Here is a 21605-nt window from a genome sequence, read left to right as displayed (position 1 = left end):
ATTGACTGTGGCGAATACAAAGTCTGCTCTCAAGCGTGCCGAAATCGCAGAACGTAACCGACTGCGTAACAAAGCTTACAAATCAGCAGTCAAGACGCTGATGAAGAAATACATTAATGCTGTAGCCGTCTATACAGCTAATCCTACCCCAGAATTAAAACAGGAAGCACAGGCTCGCTTATCCGAGGCTTACGCCAAAATCGATAAAGCGACCAAGCGGGGTGTCCTTCACCCAAATAATGGGGCAAGGAAAAAGTCAAGATTGGCTAATAAACTAAAACCCCCAACTCAAGCAGTTGCTCAATAGTTATTCATGAGTCAGTGCCCTCTTCTGAATAGAGGGAGACACAATGTTACAAAGCTTACTAAAGTTTTTGTAAGTGGTGTGAAACGCGAAAGGTAATGGCAAGCCAGTGCAGTCTTGAGGGTTTCCACACCCCTTACTCTATCTCTCTCAACCCGTCCACCGCAGGGCTGTCTCATGAGCGAATTAAAGTAGCGGGCGTGGTTTTCTTCTTGAATAGTTTAGCGATCGCAAAAGAAAAATTCACCTGACGGTCATTTGTCCTTAGTCGTGATCAGGGCTAATAATTTATGACCAATGACAAAGGGTAAAGAATGCAGCTGATAGACACGCATGTTCATCTAAACTTTGATAGTTTCCAGCCGGATTTAGCAACAGTGCGATCGCGGTGGCAAGAAGCAGGAGTAGTACGTTTAGTACATTCCTGTGTTCACCCAGAGGAATTTTCCAGCATTCAATCCATAGTGCACGAGTTTCCCGAAATCAGCTTTGCCGTAGGATTACATCCTTTAGATGCTGATAAATGGAATAACGAGACAGCCGAGAAAATCAAAACTTTAGCGAGTTCTGACTCTCATGTGGTAGCAATTGGAGAAATGGGGCTGGATTTTTACAAAGCTGATAACTATGAGCATCAACTGATGGTGTTTGAGTCGCAGTTAGCAATCGCAGCTGAACTCAACTTACCAGTAATTATCCACTGCCGCGACGCTGCTGCGGCAACCAGAGAAGTGTTGCAGAAATGGCGGGAACTTAAAGGAGAAAGAGTGCGGGGCGTCATGCATTGCTGGGGAGGAACACCAGAAGAAACTCAATGGTTTCTTGATTTAGGCTTCTATATCAGCTTTAGCGGGACGGTAACGTTCAAAAATGCCAAAGCGATCCAATCCTCAGCTGCGATGGTGAATAGCGATCGCCTACTGATTGAAACAGACTGCCCATTTCTCGCCCCAGTTCCGAAACGAGGCGAGAGGCGCAACGAGCCTGCCTACGTGCAATATGTAGCCGAGCAAGTAGCCAAACTACGTCAGGAATCGGTAGAAGCGATCGCTCATCAAACCACCCAGAATGCCTGTGAATTATTTGGTCTGTCAATATAAAGTGTGCCTTAATCTCTTTTATTCCGTTGTGCTAAAAAAAATAAAACTCTAGAGAGGGAAAATATGCTAATATTGTTCCCTCAAAAACATTTTGCTTGCGCCATAATGATAAAGGAAGGAACCTAAAATTTCTGAGCCTAATTTTCCGTGCTGTTATCGGCTTGGCCATCCTCCAAATCTCTACAAGCGGATGCTCTCCACACATGACTAAGCGTGCCAACCCAGGTTGAGCTAGACTGCACAACATCGGCTTGGTGTGTATCTAAACCTATACAAAATCGTTAAACGAAATTGCCTTGTGAGTACAATCCAGCAAAATGAAGTAATTCTGATTCAAAGCCGACAAGGTGCGGATCATTCCCTCAATCTTAGGATATCTAAAATATCACTGAGAGTATAAATAGCGTGGTCAATTTCAGACACACCAGATAGGGCTGCGTCAGCAAATTACGCGCTTTTTGGAGGAGAAATGAAGAAAATAGATAAAACTCAGGAATATCTCAACTGTATATTCTTGTCAAATCAAGACTATAGTGGGTTTTTGGCGTCTAATCCCCCGCTTTTGGGCGATTACCCCCTTGTCCAAATTTCTCATTCCAGCTTTAATCGCTGCGTTTGCCAACACCTGCGATCTACAGGTGTATAAGAAGAAGCTCCCAAACAGCTATGGACACTGGCTAGCAGTGGGAAGCGTTAAACAGCAGTGTCTAAGTAAAAATTTAACCAGGTTGACAAAGGTAGAGGCATGACCAAAGAAACATATATGGAACCCGCCTTTCTGTTGCCCGACTTGATTGAAATCCAGCGCTCAAGCTTTCGCTGGTTTTTGGAAGAAGGGCTAATAGAAGAACTTAACTCCTTTAGTCCTATTACAGATTATACGGGCAAACTAGAACTCCACTTTTTGGGTCATAACTACAAACTCAAGGAGCCAAAGTACAGCGTCGAAGAAGCCAAACGGCGGGATAGTACCTATGCCGTTCAAATGTATGTTCCCACACGGTTGATTAATAAGGAAACCGGGGAAATCAAAGAGCAAGAGGTATTCATTGGGGATTTGCCTTTGATGACCGATCGCGGCACGTTTATTATTAACGGAGCCGAGCGGGTAATTGTCAACCAAATCGTGCGATCGCCAGGCGTTTATTACAAATCAGAAATCGACAAAAACGGGCGACGTACTTATTCAGCTAGCTTAATTCCTAACCGGGGAGCATGGCTGAAATTTGAAACAGACCGTAACGATTTGGTGTGGGTACGCATCGACAAAACCCGCAAACTGTCAGCACAGGTACTTCTAAAGGCTTTAGGTTTATCAGACAACGAAATCTTTGACGCCTTACGCCACCCAGAGTATTTCCAAAAAACCATCGAAAAAGAAGGGCAATTCTCTGAAGAAGAAGCTCTGATGGAGTTATATCGGAAACTGCGTCCTGGTGAACCACCCACAGTATTAGGTGGACAACAACTCCTAGATTCTCGTTTCTTTGACCCGAAACGTTATGACCTTGGTCGCGTTGGACGGTACAAACTCAACAAGAAATTGCGCCTTTCTGTTCCCGACACAATGCGCGTGTTGACTGCTGGCGATATCTTGGCAGCCGTAGATTACCTGATCAATCTAGAATATGACATCGGTAATATAGATGACATTGACCACTTAGGCAACCGTCGGGTGAGAAGCGTCGGGGAATTGCTGCAAAACCAAGTGCGGGTCGGTTTAAACCGCTTAGAGAGAATTATTCGGGAACGGATGACTGTATCCGATGCTGAAGTGCTAACTCCCGCTTCCTTGGTTAACCCCAAACCATTGGTAGCAGCGATTAAAGAATTCTTTGGTTCCAGCCAATTAAGTCAGTTCATGGATCAAACCAATCCTCTGGCAGAACTGACCCACAAACGCCGTCTGAGTGCTCTTGGTCCCGGTGGTTTAACCCGCGAACGCGCTGGTTTTGCCGTGCGGGATATTCATCCTAGTCACTATGGACGTATTTGCCCCATTGAGACACCAGAAGGCCCTAACGCCGGATTGATTGGCTCCTTAGCAACCCATGCGCGGGTTAACCTATACGGCTTCCTCGAAACACCATTTAGACCTGTAGAAAATGGGCGAGTCAGATTTGATCTGCCTCCAGCCTACATGACAGCCGATGAAGAAGACGATCTACGGGTTGCTCCGGGAGATATTCCTGTAGATGAAACCGGGCACATTATTGGGCCACTAGTGCCAGTCCGTTATCGTCAAGAATTTTCCACCACAACACCAGAACAGGTGGACTACGTAGCAGTATCTCCCGTACAGATTGTGTCGGTAGCAACCAGCATGATTCCCTTCTTGGAGCATGATGACGCTAACCGAGCGCTGATGGGATCGAACATGCAACGGCAAGCAGTCCCCCTGCTTAAGCCAGAACGCCCTCTGGTGGGTACTGGTTTGGAAGCGCAAGGAGCAAGAGACTCGGGGATGGTGATTGTATCGCGTACTGATGGTGATGTCACTTATGTGGATGCTACAGAAATTCGCGTCCGTCCTAAACCTAATACCTCAGAAATTAAGTACACCCTTTCCAAGTACCAACGTTCCAACCAAGACACCTGTTTAAATCAGAAACCTCTCGTCCGCATTGGTGAACGGGTTGTTGCTGGTCAAGTCTTGGCTGATGGCTCCTCCACCGAAGGCGGTGAATTGGCGCTAGGACAAAATATCGTCGTTGCCTATATGCCTTGGGAAGGCTACAACTACGAAGATGCGATTTTAATCTCTGAAAGACTGGTGCAGGATGATGTTTACACCTCAATTCACATTGAAAAATATGAAATTGAAGCTAGACAAACCAAACTGGGGCCAGAAGAAATTACCAGAGAAATTCCCAATGTCGGGGAAGATGCCTTGCGTCAGTTGGATGAACAGGGGATCATTCGCATAGGGGCGTGGGTAGAAGCTGGGGATATCTTGGTAGGAAAAGTCACACCCAAGGGTGAATCTGACCAACCGCCAGAAGAAAAACTCTTACGTGCCATCTTTGGTGAGAAAGCACGGGATGTGCGAGACAATTCCCTGCGAGTACCAAACGGTGAAAAAGGCCGCGTAGTTGATGTGCGCTTGTTTACTCGTGAACAAGGCGATGAACTGCCACCAGGAGCCAATATGGTAGTCCGGGTGTATGTCGCTCAAAAACGCAAAATCCAAGTTGGAGACAAAATGGCAGGACGCCACGGTAATAAAGGGATTATTTCTCGGATATTACCGGCGGAAGATATGCCTTATTTGCCCGATGGTTCACCAGTGGACATTGTACTTAACCCCTTGGGTGTACCCAGTCGGATGAACGTCGGACAAGTATTTGAGTGCCTCTTAGGTTGGGCTGGTCAGACCTTGGGAGTGCGATTTAAGATTACTCCCTTTGATGAAATGTACGGTGAAGAGTCATCTCGCCGAATCGTGCATGGCAAATTGCAAGAAGCACGAGACGAAACAGGGAAAGACTGGGTATATAACCCAGATAACCCAGGCAAAATCATGGTGTATGACGGTCGTACCGGTGAACCCTTTGACCGAGCAATTACCATCGGTGTGGCTTACATGCTGAAGCTGGTGCATTTAGTGGATGATAAGATCCACGCCCGTTCCACAGGCCCATACTCACTCGTGACTCAGCAACCCTTGGGTGGTAAAGCACAACAAGGTGGTCAGAGGTTTGGAGAAATGGAAGTGTGGGCATTGGAAGCCTTTGGTGCAGCTTACACCTTACAGGAATTGCTCACAGTTAAATCTGACGATATGCAAGGACGGAATGAAGCGTTAAATGCGATCGTTAAAGGTAAGGCAATTCCTCGACCTGGAACCCCAGAGTCCTTTAAGGTGCTAATGCGCGAGCTGCAATCATTGGGGTTAGACATTGCCGTACACAAGGTAGAAACCCAAACAGACGGCAGTTCCCTAGATGTAGAAGTCGATTTGATGGCAGACCAATCAGCCCGGCGCACACCTCCTCGACCCACCTATGAATCTCTTTCCCGCGAATCGTTGGAAGAAGACGAGTAAATAATTCGTAATTGATAATTCGTAATTCGTAATTGAAGAATTAATTACGGATTACGAATTAGAAATTGTTAATTACGAATTAAAAATTGTTAATTACGAATTACGAATTAGAAATTAGAAAGATGAGACCTGCCCAAACTAATCAGTTTGACTACGTAAAAATCGGCTTGGCTTCCCCGGAACGCATTCGCCAATGGGGCGAGAGAACATTACCCAATGGTCAAGTAGTCGGTGAAGTTACCAAGCCAGAAACGATTAATTACCGAACTCTCAAGCCAGAAATGGATGGCTTATTTTGTGAGCGCATCTTTGGCCCCGCAAAAGATTGGGAATGCCATTGTGGTAAGTATAAAAGAGTTCGTCATAGAGGTATTGTCTGTGAACGCTGTGGGGTAGAAGTCACTGAGTCACGGGTGCGTCGTCACCGCATGGGCTATATTAAACTTGCCGCACCAGTAGCTCACGTTTGGTATCTCAAGGGTATTCCTAGCTATATTTCCATCCTGTTGGATATGCCCTTGCGGGATGTCGAGCAGATTGTCTATTTCAACTCTTATGTTGTCCTGAGTCCTGGTAATGCCGAAACTTTAACTTACAAACAGCTACTGAGTGAAGACCAGTGGTTGGAAATAGAAGACCAAATTTATAGCGAAGATTCTGTGCTGCAAGGCGTAGAGGTAGGTATTGGGGCTGAAGCGCTGTTGCGTTTGCTTGCCGATATCAATTTAGAACAAGAAGCCGAAAGCCTACGCGAAGAAATTGGCAACGCCAAGGGACAAAAGAGAGCCAAGCTAATTAAGCGACTGCGGGTGATTGACAACTTTATCGCTACTGGTTCCAAACCAGAGTGGATGGTAATGGCAGTTATTCCCGTGATTCCGCCCGACTTGCGCCCAATGGTGCAACTAGATGGCGGACGGTTTGCCACGAGCGATTTAAATGATTTGTATCGGCGGGTAATTAACCGCAACAATCGTTTAGCACGCTTGCAGGAAATTTTGGCACCAGAAATTATTGTGCGGAACGAAAAGCGGATGCTGCAAGAAGCAGTGGATGCTTTGATTGACAATGGTCGTCGGGGGCGCACTGTGGTAGGGGCAAATAACCGACCACTGAAATCTTTGTCCGACATTATTGAGGGTAAGCAAGGACGCTTCCGACAAAATTTGTTAGGTAAACGGGTTGACTACTCTGGACGTTCGGTAATTGTGGTCGGACCAAAGCTGAAAATTCACCAGTGCGGTTTGCCAAGAGAAATGGCGATTGAGCTATTTCAACCATTTGTAATTAACCGCCTGATTCGCAGCGGTATGGTAAATAACATCAAAGCTGCGAAAAAGCTGATATCGCGTAATGATCCCAGTGTTTGGGATGTGCTGGAAGAGGTGATTGAAGGACACCCTGTAATGCTAAACCGGGCACCAACATTGCACCGTTTGGGTATTCAGTCTTTTGAACCGATTTTAGTAGAAGGTAGAGCTATTCAACTGCATCCTCTGGTGTGCCCAGCGTTTAACGCCGACTTTGACGGCGACCAAATGGCGGTACACGTCCCTCTGTCATTAGAAAGTCAGGCTGAGGCACGGTTGTTGATGTTGGCTTCTAACAATATTTTGTCACCAGCCACGGGTAGACCGATCATCACACCTAGCCAAGATATGGTGCTGGGAGCCTATTACTTAACAGCAGAAAATCCCGGTGCGACAAAAGGAGCAGGAAAGTACTTTTCTTCGCTAGAGGATGTAATTATGGCTTTCCAGCAAGAGGAAATTGACTTGCACGCTTATATCTATGTGCGGTTTGACGGTGAAATAGAATCAGACCAACCGGATACAGAACCCGTGAAGGTGACGGAAAACGAGGATGGTAGCCGAACATTACTCTATAAGTTCCGCCGAGTCAGACAAGACGCTAAAGGCAATGTACTCTCCCAGTATATATACACAACTCCTGGTCGCGTTATTTACAATAATGCCATTCAGGAAGCACTAGCAAGTTAATTCGTAATTTCTAATGACGCTCGCGGACTCGCTCTAAGCGAAGCCATGCCGTTGGCGCAGCCTCTCGTAGAGAAGGCTTTACGCTGCGCTAACGTAATTCGTAATTAATTCTTCAATTACGAACTACGAATTACGAATTACGAATTATTAATTATTGATGACTCAGGACTAATGACTAATGACTAACGAAAAAATGATTTTTCGCAATCGGGTGGTTGATAAGGGTCAACTGAGAAATTTAATTTCTTGGGCCTTTACGCATTATGGTACGGCGCGAACCGCAGTGATGGCGGACAAACTGAAAGATTTGGGATTTCGCTACGCTACCAAAGCAGGGGTTTCCATCAGTGTAGATGACTTGATGATACCACCAACTAAGCGATTGCTCTTAGAGGCAGCCGAGGAAGAAATTCGCGCTACTGAAACCCGTTATCAACGGGGAGAAATTACTGAAGTAGAACGCTTCCAAAAGGTAATCGATACCTGGAACGGTACTAGTGAAGCCTTGAAAGATGAAGTAGTCGTTCACTTCAAGAAGACTAATCCCCTCAACTCCGTATACATGATGGCATTCTCCGGGGCACGGGGTAACATCTCCCAAGTCCGGCAATTGGTGGGGATGCGGGGACTGATGGCAGATCCTCAAGGGGAAATTATCGATTTGCCTATCAAAACCAACTTCCGTGAAGGGCTGACTGTGACGGAATATATTATTTCGTCTTACGGTGCCAGAAAGGGATTGGTGGATACTGCGTTGCGGACGGCTGACTCTGGTTATCTCACCCGCCGTTTGGTGGACGTATCCCAGGATGTGATTATTCGGGAATTTGACTGCGGCACCACCAGAGGAATTCCCATTCGACCGATGACAGAAGGTGCCAAAACCTTGATCCCTCTTGGAACCCGCTTGATGGGACGGGTAATTGGCGAAGATGTGCTGCATCCGGTAACAAAAGAAGTAATTGCACCACGCAATACCCCAGTTTCTGAGGACTTGGCGAAGAAAATCGAAAAATCTGGGGTAGCAGAAGTTATGCTGCGATCGCCCCTAACTTGTGAAGCTGCACGTTCTGTCTGTCAACATTGCTACGGCTGGAGTTTGGCCCACGCCAAAATGGTGGACTTGGGCGAAGCTGTGGGGATTATTGCTGCCCAAAGTATCGGTGAACCTGGTACTCAGCTAACCATGCGGACATTCCACACAGGTGGTGTGTTTACTGGAGAAGTGGCGCAACAAGTTCGTTCCAAAATTGATGGAACTGTCAAGCTTCCCCGCAAACTGAAGACTAGAACATATCGTACCCGCCACGGAGAAGATGCCCTCTATGTTGAGGCTAATGGCATCATGCTTTTGGAGCCAACAAAAGTAGGTGATGTTACCCCAGAGAACCAAGAGGTTCATCTTACCCAAGGTTCAACACTATATGTATTTGATGGAAATAAGGTAAAACAAGGTCAGTTGTTGGCAGAGGTTGCCCTTGGTGGACGCACAACTCGGACTAATACAGAAAAAGCAGTTAAAGATGTCGCCTCTGACTTAGCAGGGGAAGTGCAATTTGCCGAAGTTGTTCCAGAACAAAAAACTGACCGTCAGGGTAATACCACAACCACAGCCGCACGCGGTGGCTTGATTTGGATTTTGTCTGGGGAAGTTTATAACTTGCCCCCTGGTGCAGAATTGGTGGTGAAAAATGGTGATGCGATCGCTTCTAACGGAGTTTTAGCAGAAACCAAGTTAGCCAGTTTGCACGGTGGTGTGGTGCGCTTGCCAGAAGCTACCCCAGGTAAGAGTACCAGGGAAATTGAAATTATCACTGCTTCTGTGGTACTAGACCAAGCAACGGTGACAGTCCAAAGTTCCCAAGGGCGCAATAACTACTTAGTCTCCACTGGCAACAACCAAGTCTTTAACCTCCGAGCTACACCAGGCACAAAAGTGCAAAATGGTCAAGTGGTAGCTGAGTTAATTGATGACCGCTATCGGACAACCACCGGTGGTTTCCTGAAATTCGCGGGTGTAGAAGTCCAGAAAAAAGGCAAAGCCAAGCTGGGTTATGAAGTCGTGCAGGGCGGTACCCTTTTATGGATTCCTGAAGAAAGCCACGAAGTTAATAAAGATATCTCCTTGCTGTTGGTAGAAGACGGTCAGTTTGTAGAAGCTGGCACTGAGGTAGTAAAAGATATCTTCTGCCAAAACAGTGGTGTGATAGAAGTCACCCAGAAAAACGACATCCTGCGGGAAGTTGTGGTTAAGCCTGGAGAACTGCTGATGGTGGATGATCCCGAATCAGTTATCGGGCGAGATAACACCTTCATCCAACCAGGTGAGGAATTCCAAGGCAATGTCGCCACGGAATTGCGCTATATCCAGTATGTGGAGACACCAGAAGGGCCTGCCCTGTTGAGTCGTCCAGTAGTTGAGTTTGCCGTACCTGATAATCCAGATGTGCCATCAACGACATCGGTGAGTCAACAAACTGGGCGATCGATCCAGTTGCGGGCTGTGCAGCGACTACCTTACAAAGATTCAGAACGCGTCAAATCTGTTGAAGGCGTGGAACTGCTGCGAACCCAGCTAGTGCTGGAAATTGAACAAGAAGGGGAACAAGACCATAATGCTTCACCCCTTGCAGCAGATATTGAATTAGTAGAGGATACTGAAGACCCAGAAGTTCAGCGTTTACAACTGGTAATTTTAGAATCCTTAGTAATTCGTCGAGACATTACCGCCGATGCCACTCAAGGTAGCACCCAAACCACACTTGAGGTACACGATGGTCTTACCATCGCCCCTGGAGCTGTGGTCGCACGTACCCAAATCTTGTGTAAAGAAGGTGGGGAAGTGCGAGGCGTCCGCAAAGGAACCGAAAACGTGCGTCGCTGCTTAGTGTTGCGTGACGCTGACAGGCTGACCATTAATACTAGTACTCAGCCAAAGGTAAAAGTTGGTGACTTGCTAGTAGAAGGTACAGAAGTTGCTCCTGGAGTTTTTGCCCCAGAATCAGGACAAGTAGTGGATATCAAAAGTGCCGCTGCTGCATCTGGTGGGGAATCAGCCCTGAGTACTAAAAACTACGTTGTTACTACCCGTATCGGTCGCCCTTATCGAGTCAGCCCTGGTGCTGTGTTGCAGATAGAAGACGGCGATTTGGTACAACGGGGTGATAACTTGGTGCTGTTGGTGTTTGAACGCGCCAAAACCGGAGATATTATTCAAGGTTTGCCCCGGATTGAAGAACTGCTTGAAGCTCGTAAACCCAAAGAAGCGTGCATCTTATGTCGCCGGGGGGGTGAAGTTAAGGTAGTTTACGCTGAAAGTGGTGATGAAGCGATCGCTATCAAGGTCGTAGAGTCAAATGGCGTGGTAACAGATTATCCTCTAGGCCCAGGACAAAATTTGATTGTGCCAGATGGATCGATTGTGTTAGCGGGACAACCATTAACTGATGGCCCATCCAATCCCCACGAAATTTTGGAAATCTTCTTTAGCTTGGGTTCCGAAGATGGAATCTATGCTTGTGCTAGTCATGCTTTGCAGAAGGTACAGTCATTCTTGGTGAATGAAGTGCAAATGGTGTATCAATCTCAAGGGATTGATATTTCCGATAAGCACATTGAAGTCATTGTTCGCCAGATGACCAACAAAGTCAGGATTGATGATGGTGGTGACACCACAATGCTTCCTGGTGAATTGGTGGAACTGCGCCAAGTTGAGCAGGTGAACGAAGCGATGGCAATTACAGGCGGTGCTAGGGCGCAGTATACCCCAGTATTGTTGGGGATCACCAAAGCATCGTTGAATACCGACAGCTTTATCTCCGCCGCATCCTTCCAAGAGACAACACGGGTACTTACCGAAGCAGCTATCGAAGGTAAATCCGATTGGCTGCGCGGCTTGAAGGAAAACGTGATTATCGGGCGATTGATTCCGGCTGGTACTGGCTACAATACCTATGAAGAACCCGGTGCGATCGATGATTATGCTGCTGAGATTAGCAGTAGTGTTTTGGATGAGGTTGACGATCCCTTGGATATGGTCTTAGACGACCGCACAGCTCGCACCTATAATTTAGATTCTCCTACTCTTGGGGAATCTGGTTTTGGTAGCAGACGTGCAGAAAGGTCAGTTCTAGATGACGAAGATGAATTAATCGCCGATGAAGTCGCAGACGACGACGATTACGAGGAAGAAGAGGAAGACGACGACGATTTCGACGATGAATAGAGACTTGAAATTTCCCGTCTCTGTTAAAAGGTAAAAACTAATAAAGGCAAAAGAAGATTTTCTTTTGCCTTTTTTTTGCTCTCTAAAAACATATTTTTAAATCCTCAATATTCCAATACGCTTGGGTTAAGGGCTAATTGTACAAAATTGTGGGTTTTCGAGACGCAATAAATCGCCGTCTCTACAAGTGTTTTGATCTTATCAGAACTGTATTGCTCAATATTCTGGTTTCTACTTTTCAATCTAGTAGTCTGTCAATTACGGGGATTCAAAAGTAACATCCTCATATAAATCTGCAACAGCACACCGAAAATCTACACTTGCCAAATGAATGATATCTTCTTGCCCATAGGGATAAAGTACCCATTGTTTTTCTGAGTTGCGGCGAAAACACTCAACATTTAACCGAGTTTGACTCACAAGTACATATTCCTGAAGTGACTCCATCTGTCGGTAGTCAGCAAATTTATCACCTCGGTCAAAGGCTTCTGTTGTCGGAGATAGCACTTCTACAATTAACGAAGGATAACGCAGAAAGTTGTTAAAAGCTTTGTCTCGTTGGTCACAACTTACTATAACATCGGGATAGTAATAAATATTAATTGACTCAATATGTGCTTTGGTGTCTGAGATATAAGCCTGACAACCACTCCCACGCAAATGATTTCTTAGCATAGCAAACAGATTGCCGCTAATAATTACATGCGTATTACTTGCTCCTGCCATTGCATAAACATGTCCCTGTCTATATTCATGCTTGATAGGACTGGTTTCTTCTTCTTTGAGATAGTCTTCTGGAGAAATATAGCTAGAATTTGGAGTTGCAACCATCTGTAATGACCTTTTGTGATAACTTGTATCTAGTTTAAAAGTAGCTTTACGGCTAAATCCGCATAAATCTAGCAATAGCTAGATGCTGTAATTTTCTCAAGAGCTATAATCTACATCTGTTGCACCGAGAGATTAACTTGTGGATGTCATATTAGAACGATCGCACCAATTAAAACAAGCCTTAGTTGATTTTGTCCTTGATGCTGAAGGCGAACTGGCAGAAGCACTGGAAACTTATGCAGCAGCACAGTTGCGCCGTGGAAGTGGGGATAGTACACAGCAGGACTTAACTATCGATAGCTTTCTGACAGCCGGGAAAGTCGGTGATAAGTCACCATTAGAGTTGTTTATCGAAAGCAATCCAGATTTAGAAGAAAGCGATCGCAACCTGATCAACAGCTGGCATCATACTTTTATTGGCTTATTTGCCATTACCAACATCCTAACTGATGGCTTTGAATTGACGAACTGGTTGACAGATAAACACTACATCGTCAAGCCAAGTAATACTCAAACATTACAGGCAATATCTCGGTTGAAAGTAGGAGAAATCTTACTAACTCGCATTTCACCTGTTACTGATAGCTACTGGATGTTTTCTGGCCCTTATACAATAATGGGTAAATTAGGTAAACCAAAACTTGCTGTAGCAATTGGTAATTTCAAAGAGAACTATAAAAGTAATCTTTACAGCGATGCCCCAGACTTGCTAGAAGAAGCTTGGCAGTCAGTAGGACAATATCATCAGCAGTTTGTAGACTTTTTTGGTACTGATGAAATCACACTATCTGGATACCATCTGAATAAAAAAATAGCGGAATTTCAAGAAGTAATTACTGAAAAAACCTTTGCAGCCGCAGGAATTGATACTTCTAAATCCTTGACGGAAGTGGCAGAAGTGGCTGGTATCACAGATGAGGAAATCAAAGCAGCAGCACAAGAATTTGGTGCTGACTCGAATGCAGTTTCTCAGATGTTTAACAGCAAAAGCAGTAATAGCAAAATGGTTATGCCAAAAGTTGATTTGCCTGCCGAACTCAAGAAAGCAGAACAGGTAACGGCTCTTTCTCATCCTCGTTGGGGACAAATGTTTTTACCAACATATAGTAAGGTACAAGCAATTTTATCGGCAGAGGACTGGCAAAGTGTTCAAGGGGCTGAAAAACTAGTTCGTTACTACCTTGAAGATAAAAGTATTAATGCTTTTATTTGGTATCGATTAGCGCAACAGTATCCAAGTAAATTAGAAAATGTGTTGCAAACAGTACTGCAACGTCCAGAGTTTCGTCTTGAAAGTGACTTGAATACACTTTTGGAAGAATTCAACAAATCTATTGAGCCAGAGTTACCAGAAATTGCTAGCGTCCCCATACATCTACACAACTTATTTCAAGAAGCTTTAGGAGAAGTTAACAAATCTAAGCCCAAGGGTAAGGGACAAAAAAAGTCAGCAAAAGGTTTTCAATAAGGTTAACAAATATATCCAACATTTCACTCTACCCACTAAGGGTTTGATTTCCAAGCTAGAGTCGTTTGTTGGAGCGTACAGCTACTGTACGCTCCAAGTGCCTATTGAGTAAAATCAGTGTCCAAAACGAGATGAAACCCAGATAGTTAGATTTAAACATCGGTAGATAGCAGGTGAACAATCTCATCTACGATTTCATCTGGACTCTCAAGCTTGACTAGAAATCGATTAAAGCCAGCATTCAAAGCCTTATGACTTGAGACTTCTCGTGTATAAGAAGTAATAGCGATCGCAGGTAACTGTCTTAAGGATAGGCAAGAATGCACTCGAATTTGTTTAATTAACCAATTTCCATCATGATCGGGCAACTTCACATTGCACAGCAGAATATCGGGATGAAGCGATTCTACCAAGGCAAGGGCTGCTTCTGCATCGGTTAAAGCGATCACCTCTGCACCATCTGCTTCCAAAATGAAGGTGAGTAATTCTGCAATATCTGGCTCATCCTCTACCAGTAAAATTAAGGTTCCAATCAGATGCTGGAGCGAATTTAACTCAGTTTCTTGGGTGATTTTTTGATCTGTTGCCATGCTGTCCCTTTATTGCCTGCTATAGTCTGCTATGTCTATTGCAACCCATAGAGCGGAATAAGTATTCACCCTAAATACACAAACTTGGGGTGAAAAGTTTTATCAACATGAAGAAGTTAATTCATAGATCAATATTGACTGCTCTGTTAGTTAAGCGATCGCCCCGAACAAGTTATCTATGACCACAGGTTTTTAAACACTGTCTGTTTAATAGGAATTGTTGATTATATGTATGAATCTGGGTGTAGAGACGTTGCAATGCAACATCTCTACAAAAGTTTTGAAATCACGCAAAATCATTTTCATACCTGAATCAGCAAATAAATACTATGTCGGCTATAGGACTCCTATTTGAGTATGATGTGGCCGTAGGTAAGAGCAAGAACTGCTCTTTTGCCTCAAGTTCAAGCAGTTTGAGACTTAACTGTTTAACCAAATGCTTTAGCGTCCTTTTGCTCAAATATCTCCACAGAATCGCCGCATCGAACCATGCGTTTTCCCAGATGTGGGAAATCAGCGATTTCCACATCAAGATTTTCTCCTCCCATTAAGTAAACTAAATTTTCGTCCCCTATATTCCTGAGATGGTGGGCTACTGAAGGAGTTGGGAATGCCATAAAGTCCCCTGGGAAAACCTCAAATTCTTCCCCGTCGATTTCTGCGATCGCTTGCCCCGATAGAATATAAATCCATTCTTCCTCGCAGTGGTGGGAATGGTAAACAAAAGATTCTTTCCCCGCAGGAATAACAGCAAAGTTGACCCCAGTACGCTTTAGCCCAACCGTGCGTCCCATGTATGTCCCCGATATTTCCGAGTTTGGATTCCAAGGGTGAGAGAAGGTCTGCATACTGTCGGCAATTTCTTTAGCACGCAAAATCAAAGATTTTTTGTTTGTCATATTTACTAACTTCCTATATCAGTAAACATTGTAAGACGTTACCTTAACTGGGTGCTTAATAGATGTGCCTTTGAACCGCGCCAAGTTGGTAAAGAGTAGAGCTTTGTGAATCAGCTGACTAATAAGTTATGGGTAATAGGTAATAGGAGAAAAGCTATTACCCACTACCCATAACTTATTACCGAGGTTCAGCTTGAGTTGAAACTGTTAAAACTTGTGGAGGTGTAGCATCTGGCGGATAGAGGAAGTCAACTTCTACTAAAGAGCGATCGCCTGGTTTCATATTTAATAAAACTAACGGTTCCCCTGGTTGACCTCTCTTTTGCACTAAATGCACAAATTGAGTTTGTGGTTGATTTTGGTCATTTCTGTAACGTAGCCGCACTGTCCCTCGGAAGAATACTTGACGGGCTGGTGTACTAAAAAAGCGTAACCCTGGTTTGACTAACTGATCCTCCTTGAGTGGTGTTTGTATGGATACACTCACAGTTTGAGGACTTTGAGTATTGTTGTATAGCGGCAACTTGAGATTATATTGAATTCCATAGTTGCCATGAGCGCGATATGCGGTGTCAGGATAGCGCACCAGCATAGTAGCACTTTGAATTTGACCAGTTCCTAATGTGCCGCCATGCAGGCTACTTAGAGCGTAAGAAAATGCTTGACCAGGCTGGGGAATAGTTAGATACCTGGCTTTAGGATTATCTACTAATAAGGCTCTCCATCGTGAACCAGCAGCCACTCCAGCAACACGCCCATAAATTCTTGGCTTGCCAGTTTCTTCTAAAGGAGTGGGGATTTTATCGCGTGGCCCAGACACATCACTATTATTGAGTAAATTTTGCCACTCTTCTAAAGTAGGCGATCGCTCACTGCCATCAGGATTTACACGCGCAAACATGGCTAGGCTAGCTGCATAGACAGTGCCATTACTTTGCAGTCGCATAAACGTAGACCGACCATTAAGAGGTGGTGTCAATCCCTGCACCGGAATTGGTAAATTTAGTAACATCTGACTTTGCCCTGCTGGAATCTCAATTTGGGCAGGGAAAATCTCTTGTCGCCGTCCCCTCAGCACATCAGACATGACGCGATCGCCTGGACCGGCAAAAACTTTACCTAAAAGATTTTGACTTAAAGATGGTAATTGAATAAATGGTGCATCCGGTTGACTCAAATAACTCGCCGCCTGCCAAATATTCACCTTCACTGGTTCAGAACTAGGGTTGTGCAAAATTATTCCTAGATAGAGCGATGTCTCCGACGGGCTACGCCTACGCAAATTCTCTGGTGGTTCAGCTTTCGCAACGTGATGGGCAAAAATATCAAATCGTCCTCGAAACGGAAAATTCAGATGCGCTGTTGGCACTTTTTTGCCATCTGGTGGGAAGGTGGAGAGTAAAATTCCTTCTTTTAACACCAATTCTGGACTATTGCTGTTAAAGGTTGGCACTGTATCCAACTGACCTGGTAAAGGACGCACTTCTTGTGGTTGCACGACTTCTTCTGGTGGTGGCGTGACAGGAGTTGATTGGGCAATTGGAAAAATTAGTAACAATGGCAACATATACTTAGATATTTCTTTCACCATACAGACACTCATAACTTTATGAAAGTGCCAGTTTGTTAATAATTAATACGAAATCTGCAAGAATCCTAAGTTTGTTTTGGCTTCAGTAGTCCAACACTGAATAGTAAAGACCTGCAAGACGCTACGCGAACACAGACAAATTTCCCGCAGTCGTGGCTACTCTGAATTGCCGCTGCTCTCACCACTAATTCCTCTAAATTCACTTCTGTCTGCAAAACAATTTCTTTCCATCTAGCACCTGCTTCCACACTTAATTTTGTAAGGCTCAATGACACAACAGAATGATGAGATCAGGTTAGATTGCATTGATTTTTTCCATTACCTGATTACTGGCAAGTTCAACATCGAGGGGTAACTGGCGTAAAAAACTTAAGTCATCTGGTATCAACAACTCAAGTTTGGTAACTTCAAATAATAAATCATCAGAAGAATTTGACTGTTGATCGTTTAGCCAAATGTCAAAAGAAGTTAATAGAATTCTTTTCTTCATAACAAATATTATTTAGAATAGAAAAACCCTCCATAATAAATTTACAAGGAGCAGGTAAATGCCAGTAATTGCGGTCGTAGACTACGAGATGGGAAATTTGCATTCAGTCTGCAAAGGCTTGGAAAAAGCTGGGGCAACTCCTAATGTTACTTATTCTCCAAAGGAATTAGAGCAGGCAGATGCAATAGTCCTGCCAGGAGTGGGAGCATTTGATCCAGCAGTGCAACACCTGCGAGCGCGTGGTTTGGAAGAACCTATTAAAGAAGCGATCGCATCTGGTAAACCTTTCTTAGGAATTTGTCTAGGATTGCAAATTCTCTTTGAATCAAGTGCAGAAGGCACCCAACCAGGACTAGGAATTATTAAAGGAAAAGTGCGGCGGTTTCGTCCAGAAACTGACATCACTATTCCTCACATGGGTTGGAATCAACTGGAAATGACTCAGACAAAAAGTATTTTGTGGGAGCATTTACCGTCCGCTCCGTGGGTATATTTTGTCCATTCTTACTATGTTGACCCAATAGACCCGCAAATCCGTGCAGCAACTGTCACCCACGGTACTCAAACCGTCACAGCTGCGATCGCTCACGAAAACCTGATGGCAGTTCAATTTCACCCCGAAAAATCCTCTAATATCGGATTGCAAATACTGTCTAATTTTGTTGCTCAAGTCCGCGAAAAAATTCCTGCCTAATATTCTTTTTGTCATTTGTTTTTTGTCCTTCGTCTAAAATTAATGACTAATGACCAATGACTAATGACTAATGACTAATAACCAATGAGTCTGAGAATTTACGGCAATCGCCAGCTAAAAACTTTACCAGGAAAAGAAACTAGACCCACCAGTGCGCGGGTCAGGGAGGCAGTGTTTAATATTTGGCAGGGAGAAATTGCAGGTTGTTACTGGCTAGATTTGTGCGCTGGGACTGGTTCAATGGGTGCAGAGGCTTTGTGTAGAGGAGCCAGCCTAGTCGTGGGAATTGAACAATCAAGCCGAGCCTGTGCCACCATCCAACAAAATTGGCAGCAGGTAGCTAATGCCGAGCAAGAACTTCGGGTATTGCGGGGAGATATTTTCCAGCAGTTAAAGACTTTATCAGGCAAGCAATTCGATAGAATTTACTTTGATCCACCTTATGCCAGTGGATTGTACCAGCCAGTTTTAGAAGCGATCGCTCACTATCAACTTTTAGATCCTAAGGGTGAAATCGCAGTTGAACACGCCTCACAAGGTTGGATACCGCCAGAGATTCACGGTTGGGAAATTTGCCGTGAGAAAGTTTACGGTAACACATCACTTACTTTCTACAGAATTGTGGAATGAGAAAAGAGGGGGCAGATAAAGGAGCAGGAGGAGAAAATTTTACTTTGTCCCCCTCATCCCCCTCATTTTCCCACTCAAAACTCAGCACTGGCTCAACGCCCCGCTAGCGCTAACAAAACTCAGCACTGCTTACCCGCCTAACTGATTGGGGCGCTTGTATTGCTTATAGGCGGCGTAAAACAGCCCAGCAAGGGTGACGAAAACTAGACCAAGGACAATACCTGATAGCAGGGGTTCAACCACTGTAAATCTCCTCTTTGTAATTATGAAATATTCGTTGCCTGATTTTGATTTTACCAAATTTGGTATGAATCCTGCGCCCTACAGCCTTTTTGCAGGGCAACTGCCCACAAGAAAATAGTCTTCTGTGCTTGCAGACACAATCAAGAACTTTTAAGCTATGTGTAGGAAATGAAAACTTTTTAGCACACCTAGACTTTCACAGCAAACCTTTTGAATAACCAGATTAGCAAACCTGAAATTTTGATTCAGCGGATCGTTTTATTGACGCTGGCTATACTGCTAGCAGTCCCTTTGGGCTTTTTTGGTGTTCAGTTGGTTCAAGCCTCCGATCCATACGTCAAGAGTGTTCTATCCTTAACAGGAAACCCAGTTCAAGGACACGCGATCTTTCAAATTAACTGTGCTGGTTGTCATGGCTTGGAAGCAGACGGACGAGTAGGCCCCAGTTTGCAAGCTGTCTCAAAGCACAAGTCTCGATATGGACTGATTCACCAGGTGATTAGTGGGGAAACGCCGCCAATGCCAAAATTCCAACCTAGTGCCCAAGAAATGGCGGATCTTTTGAACTATTTAGAGTCGTTGTAAATGTTAAAATTTTTGGTTGCAGGATACATAAATCCCTGATGGAAAAAGGTAGCATAGGATGTGCTGCTTTTTTCCATCTCTGACAACTTTATAATAGACAACGAGAATTTATAGATGTGCAAAGCAAGCACGGCTTGTTACTAGCAAGTCCAGTCCATGTACCGGAGGCACCTTCAGAATACAATAAATCTAGAGTTAGAGTGAGTATTTCTAGTTAACTAAAAACACCTTACGTTTATTAAAAGAGGATTATCTCCAAGCACCCTACCTCAGTCTGATAACTTCGTCTTTTAAGTTGCAGTGTCGAGAAGTATGATTATTCATTTTTACGTAGAATCTTTGATAAAAACTCATATAAACTGTATATTTTAAAGTATGTTAAAGCCACTATTTAATTATTACGAAAGTGAGGTTAGTGTAACTAAATCGGTAAGATTAAGACAAAAGCTCCCTGTGAATGGGCTAAGGTTTAGCTTCTTTAACAAATTAGATATTTTGAGATGCCCTAAAGCTAATGACTGAAGCGATCCAAATCGGTAATCGTACAATCACAGCTAGTGAACTGATTTCCTTACTGGCAAGTTACCAAATGCTGCCACAGTTGCAGCGCGAATTAATCATCGATGAGGCAATAGAGCAAAACTCACGGTCTGCAAACGTAGTAATAGAATGTACACCTGAGGAAGTAGCCCAAGCTAAACAGCAGTTTTACGCTGAAAAACAGTTCAAAAATGAAGAAGACATTCAGGCTTGGATGGCACATCAAGGGCTGACTGCCGAACAACTAGAAGTTATTATCACTCGTAAGCTTAAAATTGAAAAATTCAAGCAAGCCACTTGGGGTAATAAACTGGAATCCTACTTTTTTCAGTCCAAAGCAAAACTAGACAAAGTAATTTATTCCCTACTACGAACCCAAGATGTGGGAATTGCCCAAGAACTTTACTTCCGCATTCAGGCAAAAGAAAACTCTTTTGCTGACTTGGCGCGTGAATATTCACTCGGACCAGAAGCCCAAACTGGGGGCTTAGTAGGCCCGATTGAACTGAATGCACTACATCCTATAATGGTCCAAATGCTCTCTAGCAGTCAACCAGGTCAGATATTGCCCCCTACCCGCATCGCCGACTGGTTCGTGATTTTGCGGTTGGAAAAATTTATCCCCGCACAACTGGATGAATTTATAAAAGTGCGACTACTAAATGAACTATTTGAAACCTGGTTACAAGAACAGCAAAAGCAAATCATGTCTGCACCACGACCAGAGGCGGGGACGGGACGACAGGGAGAGGGGGTGATCAACCTCTAACCTAAGTATGGGATCTGACTGTTATACTTGGCTTCAAAACCGAAGGTGGTGATCGCTCTGTTAGTTTTTCAGGCTGGACGAGCGATCGCTTTTGATGTTGTTCATACAAATTGAAGATTTAATTGAAGTAGTGTAAGAGTAGGCAATTATGAAATGCAGTGTGTTAAATTGCAGGAATGGCACGAAATAAACTTAGAACTACTAGAATAGAAAGTTGGTATAAAAAAAATTCTAAGATTCCACGTCATCCCATCCATAATTATCTGTTCCAATGTGCTTTTCGAGTAACTGAACTAATTTATTAAGATAAACGTAGTTATAGCCATACTTACTGATAATTTTTTCAGCGTCTGCATCTGCAATCCCCTTGAGGTTATACCAATTTAATATGAAGCTGCATAGAAAAGAGCTTCTAAAATAAAGTTATACGAGGAGATAGACATTACCTGCTCAAACGTTAATTGCTCGAACAACTGTTGTATGCGAATGCGTAAGTCTTGCAAACTTTGAAGAAGGCAGGAGGCAGGAGGCAGAGGGCAGAAGGTCCAATGTTTTGTAGGGGATTCAACACCGTACTTAATTGGGGCCACAAAACAAGAAA

19 protein-coding genes are annotated in these 21605 nt (G+C 44.1%); 11 read left to right on the top strand and 8 right to left on the bottom strand.

Features of this window, described 5'->3' with window-relative positions; genetic code table 11:
* Positions 1-7 precede the first annotated feature (7 nt).
* The 6 genes from rpsT (at position 8) to VB740_RS22270 (ending at position 11674) form a co-directional block, all read left to right on the top strand.
* A complete protein-coding gene (gene rpsT, locus VB740_RS22295) occupies positions 8-307 on the top strand; it encodes a 30S ribosomal protein S20 (RefSeq protein WP_323202087.1) in 300 nt (99 codons plus the stop codon).
* Positions 308-402: 95 nt separating this feature from the next.
* On the top strand, positions 403-555 hold the full coding sequence (locus VB740_RS22290; protein ID WP_323202086.1) for a hypothetical protein: 153 nt from the start codon (positions 403-405) through the stop codon (positions 553-555).
* A 63-nt stretch (positions 556-618) separates the two neighbouring features.
* On the top strand, positions 619-1404 hold the full coding sequence (locus tag VB740_RS22285) for a TatD family hydrolase (RefSeq protein ID WP_323202085.1): 786 nt from the start codon (positions 619-621) through the stop codon (positions 1402-1404).
* Between the two features lie 745 nt (positions 1405-2149).
* Positions 2150-5449, top strand: coding sequence for a DNA-directed RNA polymerase subunit beta (gene rpoB, locus VB740_RS22280; protein ID WP_323202084.1), 3300 nt, complete (start codon positions 2150-2152; stop codon positions 5447-5449).
* 122 nt (positions 5450-5571) lie between these two features.
* Entirely contained in the window at positions 5572-7449 is a 1878-nt protein-coding gene (locus tag VB740_RS22275; protein ID WP_323202083.1) for a DNA-directed RNA polymerase subunit gamma, read from the top strand.
* Positions 7450-7627: 178 nt separating this feature from the next.
* A complete protein-coding gene (locus VB740_RS22270) occupies positions 7628-11674 on the top strand; it encodes a DNA-directed RNA polymerase subunit beta'' (protein ID WP_323202082.1) in 4047 nt (1348 codons plus the stop codon).
* Positions 11675-11932: 258 nt separating this feature from the next.
* Here VB740_RS22270 and VB740_RS22265 read toward each other — a convergent pair whose 3' ends face one another.
* Entirely contained in the window at positions 11933-12505 is a 573-nt protein-coding gene (locus VB740_RS22265) for a Uma2 family endonuclease (RefSeq protein ID WP_323202081.1), read from the bottom strand.
* A gap of 139 nt (positions 12506-12644) precedes the next feature.
* Here VB740_RS22265 and VB740_RS22260 point away from each other — a divergent pair, with 139 nt between their 5' ends.
* On the top strand, positions 12645-13973 hold the full coding sequence (locus tag VB740_RS22260) for a hypothetical protein (RefSeq protein WP_323202080.1): 1329 nt from the start codon (positions 12645-12647) through the stop codon (positions 13971-13973).
* Positions 13974-14125: 152 nt separating this feature from the next.
* Here the strand turns inward: VB740_RS22260 and VB740_RS22255 are convergent, their stop codons facing one another.
* The 5 genes from VB740_RS22255 to VB740_RS36845 form a co-directional block, all read right to left on the bottom strand.
* Positions 14126-14563 carry a response regulator gene (locus tag VB740_RS22255; RefSeq protein ID WP_323202079.1) on the bottom strand — a complete coding sequence of 146 codons (438 nt, stop codon included), beginning with the start codon at positions 14561-14563 and terminating at the stop codon, positions 14126-14128.
* Positions 14564-14991: 428 nt separating this feature from the next.
* Positions 14992-15462: a cupin domain-containing protein gene (locus VB740_RS22250; RefSeq protein ID WP_323202078.1), complete on the bottom strand. Its 471-nt coding sequence runs from the start codon at positions 15460-15462 to the stop codon at positions 14992-14994.
* Positions 15463-15640: 178 nt separating this feature from the next.
* A complete protein-coding gene (locus VB740_RS22245) occupies positions 15641-17029 on the bottom strand; it encodes a DUF3370 domain-containing protein (RefSeq protein WP_323202112.1) in 1389 nt (462 codons plus the stop codon).
* An 89-nt stretch (positions 17030-17118) separates the two neighbouring features.
* Positions 17119-17328 (bottom strand): hypothetical protein, encoded by a 210-nt coding sequence (locus tag VB740_RS36850; protein WP_416290399.1) that lies wholly within the window; start codon positions 17326-17328, stop codon positions 17119-17121.
* 20 nt (positions 17329-17348) lie between these two features.
* Positions 17349-17543, bottom strand: coding sequence for a hypothetical protein (locus VB740_RS36845; RefSeq protein WP_416290397.1), 195 nt, complete (start codon positions 17541-17543; stop codon positions 17349-17351).
* A gap of 58 nt (positions 17544-17601) precedes the next feature.
* On the opposite strand from VB740_RS36845, the gene hisH reads away from it, so the two are divergent.
* Entirely contained in the window at positions 17602-18237 is a 636-nt protein-coding gene (gene hisH / locus VB740_RS22235) for an imidazole glycerol phosphate synthase subunit HisH (protein ID WP_323202077.1), read from the top strand.
* An 84-nt stretch (positions 18238-18321) separates the two neighbouring features.
* Positions 18322-18867 carry a 16S rRNA (guanine(966)-N(2))-methyltransferase RsmD gene (rsmD, locus tag VB740_RS22230; protein WP_323202076.1) on the top strand — a complete coding sequence of 182 codons (546 nt, stop codon included), beginning with the start codon at positions 18322-18324 and terminating at the stop codon, positions 18865-18867.
* A gap of 129 nt (positions 18868-18996) precedes the next feature.
* Here rsmD and petG read toward each other — a convergent pair whose 3' ends face one another.
* Positions 18997-19110 (bottom strand): cytochrome b6-f complex subunit V, encoded by a 114-nt coding sequence (gene petG, locus VB740_RS22225; RefSeq protein WP_063721252.1) that lies wholly within the window; start codon positions 19108-19110, stop codon positions 18997-18999.
* Positions 19111-19320: 210 nt separating this feature from the next.
* Between petG and VB740_RS22220 the strand changes: the two genes are divergently transcribed.
* Positions 19321-19695 (top strand): cytochrome c, encoded by a 375-nt coding sequence (locus VB740_RS22220; RefSeq protein WP_323202075.1) that lies wholly within the window; start codon positions 19321-19323, stop codon positions 19693-19695.
* Between the two features lie 514 nt (positions 19696-20209).
* On the top strand, positions 20210-21004 hold the full coding sequence (locus tag VB740_RS22215; RefSeq protein ID WP_323202074.1) for a peptidylprolyl isomerase: 795 nt from the start codon (positions 20210-20212) through the stop codon (positions 21002-21004).
* Positions 21005-21387: 383 nt separating this feature from the next.
* On the opposite strand, the gene VB740_RS22210 is transcribed toward VB740_RS22215, so the two are convergent.
* Positions 21388-21605: hypothetical protein (locus VB740_RS22210; RefSeq protein WP_323202073.1), on the bottom strand; the 218-nt coding region annotated here is incomplete at its 5' end.

The sequence above is a fragment of the Nostoc sp. UHCC 0251 genome, from assembly GCF_034932245.1.
Classification (GTDB): domain Bacteria; phylum Cyanobacteriota; class Cyanobacteriia; order Cyanobacteriales; family Nostocaceae; genus Nostoc.
Note: the sequence above shows the minus strand (reverse complement) of the source record. Positions and strands in the feature narration are given on the sequence as shown.